The sequence below is a fragment of the Actinomycetota bacterium genome, from assembly GCA_019347575.1.
Classification (GTDB): domain Bacteria; phylum Actinomycetota; class Nitriliruptoria; order Nitriliruptorales; family Nitriliruptoraceae; genus JAHWKY01.
Genome location: JAHWKY010000101.1, coordinates 1 through 3158, shown reverse-complemented (window position 1 = coordinate 3158; position 3158 = coordinate 1). Strand labels below are relative to the sequence as shown.

Annotated in this window: 3 protein-coding genes; 1 reads left to right on the top strand and 2 read right to left on the bottom strand. The window is 73.7% G+C overall.

Going from position 1 to position 3158, the window contains the following annotated elements; genetic code table 11:
- Nucleotides 1–256: 256 nt before the first annotated feature.
- On the bottom strand, nt 257–919 hold the full coding sequence (locus KY469_22710; protein MBW3665904.1) for a response regulator transcription factor: 663 nt from the start codon (nt 917–919) through the stop codon (nt 257–259).
- A complete protein-coding gene (locus KY469_22705; GenBank protein MBW3665903.1) occupies nt 916–2094 on the bottom strand; it encodes a sensor histidine kinase in 1179 nt (392 codons plus the stop codon). Before KY469_22705 ends, KY469_22710 begins: the two co-directional genes overlap by 4 nt.
- Nucleotides 2095–2255: 161 nt before the next feature.
- Between KY469_22705 and KY469_22700 the strand changes: the two genes are divergently transcribed.
- Entirely contained in the window at nt 2256–2951 is a 696-nt protein-coding gene (locus KY469_22700) for a hypothetical protein (GenBank protein ID MBW3665902.1), read from the top strand.
- Nucleotides 2952–3158: the final 207 nt, after the last annotated feature.

Here is a 3158-nt window from a genome sequence, read left to right as displayed (position 1 = left end):
ACGACCACCTCGGCCCCTTGGGCCACGTGCCTCACGTAGCGGCTCAGCTGGTCATGGAGCTCACGCACTCCCACCTCACGCTTCAACGGCCCCGGTTGTGGCGTCATGATCGGGATCATAGACGCTACATAGACGCCTCGCGCAGCGCGATCACGATGCGAGCCGCCGGGTCGCCAGGGGCGTTCGAAGGATCGACCCCGCTCAGCGTGGGTGATCCTTCGAACGTCGCCCCGCGCCTTGGGCAGACACGGGAGGCTCACGGCCCCGCCGGGCGCACGAGGCCTGACTCGTAGGCGAACACGACCGCATGGACGCGGTCGCGCAGGTCGAGCTTGGCCAGGACGTTGCGCACGTGGGTCTTGGCGGTGGTCTCGGTGACGAACAGAGCGCGTGCGATCTCGAGGTTCGACGAGCCCTTGGCCAGCAGCTCGAGGACCTCGTGCTCTCGCGCGGTGAGCTTGGCCAGAGCGGCCGTGAGGTGGTCCTGGCGCGCCGGGAGCCGGGAGAACGCCTCGACGACGCGGCGGGTGACCGACGGTGCGAGCACGGCCTCGCCCTCGTTGATGACGTGAATGGCCGCTATCAGCTGCTCGGGCGAGGCGTCCTTGAGCAGGAAGCCGCTCGCGCCGGCGCGCAGGCCCTCGTAGACGTACTCGTCGAGGTCGAAGGTCGTGAGGATGAGGATGCGCGTCGAGGAGCCGGCCGCGGCGAGGCGCCGGGTCGCCTCGAGGCCGTCGACGTGGGGCATGCGGATGTCCATCAGCGCGACGTCGGGGCGAAAGCGCCGCACGGCGGCGATGGCCTGCTCGCCGTCGGCGGCCTCGCCGAGGACCTCGATGTCGGGCTCCTGGATCAATAACGAGCGAAACCCGGCCCGGACCATCGCCTGGTCGTCGGCGATGACGACGCTGATGCTCATGGGCCGGGGATCGGCAGGACGGCGCGGACGACGAACCCGCCGTCGTCCGCGGGCCCGGTGGACAGCGAGCCGCCGTAGAGGGTCACGCGCTCGCGCATCCCGATGATCCCGTGGCCCTGGCCGTTGCGCTCGGGACCCGGCCCCCGGCCGTCGTCGGCGACCTCGAGCTCGAGCTCGCGGTCGCCGTAGCGCACGGCCACGCGCGCGCGGGCGGGGCCGGCGTGGCGCAGGACGTTGGTGAGGGCCTCCTGGACGATGCGATAGGCGGCCAGGTCGAGGCCGGGCGGCAGCGCCCGGCGTTCCCCCGACACCTCGAGGTCGACGGCCAGTCCGGCGTCGCTGAGCTGCTCGACCAGCGCGCCGACCTGGTCCATGCCCGGCTGCGGGGCGAGGGAGGCGCCGTCCTCGTCGGCGCGCAGCAGGCCCAGCATGCGGCGCATCTCGGCCAGCGCCTGGCGCGCGGTCTGCTCGGTGGCCAGCAGCTCGGTCGCCTCGTCGGGACGGTCATGGCGAAGCCGGCGGCGCATGGACCCCGTCTGCACCGCGATCACGCTGATCGAGTGGGAGACGACGTCGTGCAGCTCGCGCGCGATCCGCGCGCGCTCCTGCGCCACCGCCGCGCGGGCGCGCTCCTCGCGCTCCTCCTCGAGGCGATCGGCGCGCTCCTCGAGCTCGTCGGCGCGCAGCGATCGCTCGCGCAGGCCCACGCCCAGCGCCCAGACCACGGCCATGATGGCCCCCAGGAAGACGAAGTCCCCGGCCACCGGCGGTTCGACGCCCTCGGTGACCACCGCGTTCTCGACCACCAGCAGCGCGCCCAGCAGCACGATCCCCAGGGCCAGGCCGCCCAGCGCCTGGCGACGCGGGCAGAATGCGCCCACCGCCGAGAAGGCCACCACGAGCACGGCCGTGACATAGGCCGACTCGATCGGGTCGCCCGCGAGCTTCATGGCGAACAGCGGCACGAAGACCAGGACGAGGACCGCGATCGGGGCGGGGCGACGCCAGGCCAGCGGGACGGTCATGGCCAGGGCGGCCAGCGCGTAGGCGGCCTTGGGCGACCCGGTCTGCGTGGCCCACACCTCGATCTGCGCGACGGCGGCCACGCCGGCGGCGATCAGCCAGTCCGAGCGCCGGGGGCGGCGATCGGCGTGTGCGGCGGACGCCGGGTCCATGGCGCGAGCGTATTCGCGCGACGGGCGATGCGCATCGTCTGCGCGGACGAACTACGAGGCGGTGAAGATCGTCCGCGGGGACGAGCTCATCCGCCCGCGGTATCGAGGTTTGACGGGGCACCGGCGCGTACGGTCGCGACATCACCCGACCAGGAGGAACCATGCTTCGTCGATCCACCACCACCCTCGCGCTCGTCACCACCCTCGCGCTCGCTGCCTGCGGCGGCGACGACCAATCCGGCGACACCCGGGCGGCCACGACCACGAGCGCCGCCGCGACCGGGGACACCCAGCTCGCGCTCCCGCTCGGCCTCCCCGCGCCCCCGCGCCTGGGCGCGCTGGAGGAATGGGACGCGATGGTGGCCGACTACGCGACGACCGGCCTCTCGATCGCCCGCCACCCCCTGACCCTCCTGCGAGGCAGGCTGACCGGCCGCGGGGCGCTGACCAGCGCCGAGCTGGAGCGCACGGCGCACGGCACGAAGGTGAGCATCGGCGGCCTGGTCGTGGCCCGTCAGCGCCCGGCCACGGCCAACGGCGTGGTCTTCCTCTTGCTCGAGGACGAGCACGGGACGGTCAACGTGATCGTCCCCCCGCCGGTCTACGACCGCGACCGCCTGGCCGTGCGCGCCGAGCCGCTCGTCCTGGCCGAGGGCCGCCTGGAGCGCCACGCCGCCGCCGGCGGGGCGATCAACGTGGTCGCTCGCGCGCTGCGCGCACTCGAGGCCCCCGGGCGCGACGCACCCGTCCACGCGCTGCCCGCGCGCGAGGAGAGGGAGGATCGCGAGGCGGCGGGCGGCGACTTTCGCGCCGTCGCGCCGCCGGCGATGTCCTTCGCCCAGGGGCGGCGGCGGTGAGCGGTCGCCAGCTTTTGCGCCCAAGGCCCGATGCGGGCGCACCGCCGTCGCGCCGTGGCGCCCAGCGGTCCGCCGTGTCGGATAGGGTCCGCCGCGATGACGGGCCTGGTGATCGTTCTCGCCTTCCTCGCCCTCGGTGCGGTCGTCGTCTTCGTGGCGATGAGTGGAGGGCCGCAGGAGGCGCGCAGGAGGCTGAACTCCGAGAGC

Excerpts from the sequence above, each read along its gene's own strand:
- KY469_22705 (MBW3665903.1), bottom strand. The coding sequence starts at position 2,094 with ATGGACCCGGCGTCCGCCGCACACGCCGATCGCCGCCCCCGGCGCTCG.
- KY469_22700 (MBW3665902.1), top strand. The coding sequence starts at position 2,256 with ATGCTTCGTCGATCCACCACCACCCTCGCGCTCGTCACCACCCTCGCG.
- KY469_22710 (MBW3665904.1), bottom strand. The coding sequence starts at position 919 with ATGAGCATCAGCGTCGTCATCGCCGACGACCAGGCGATGGTCCGGGCC.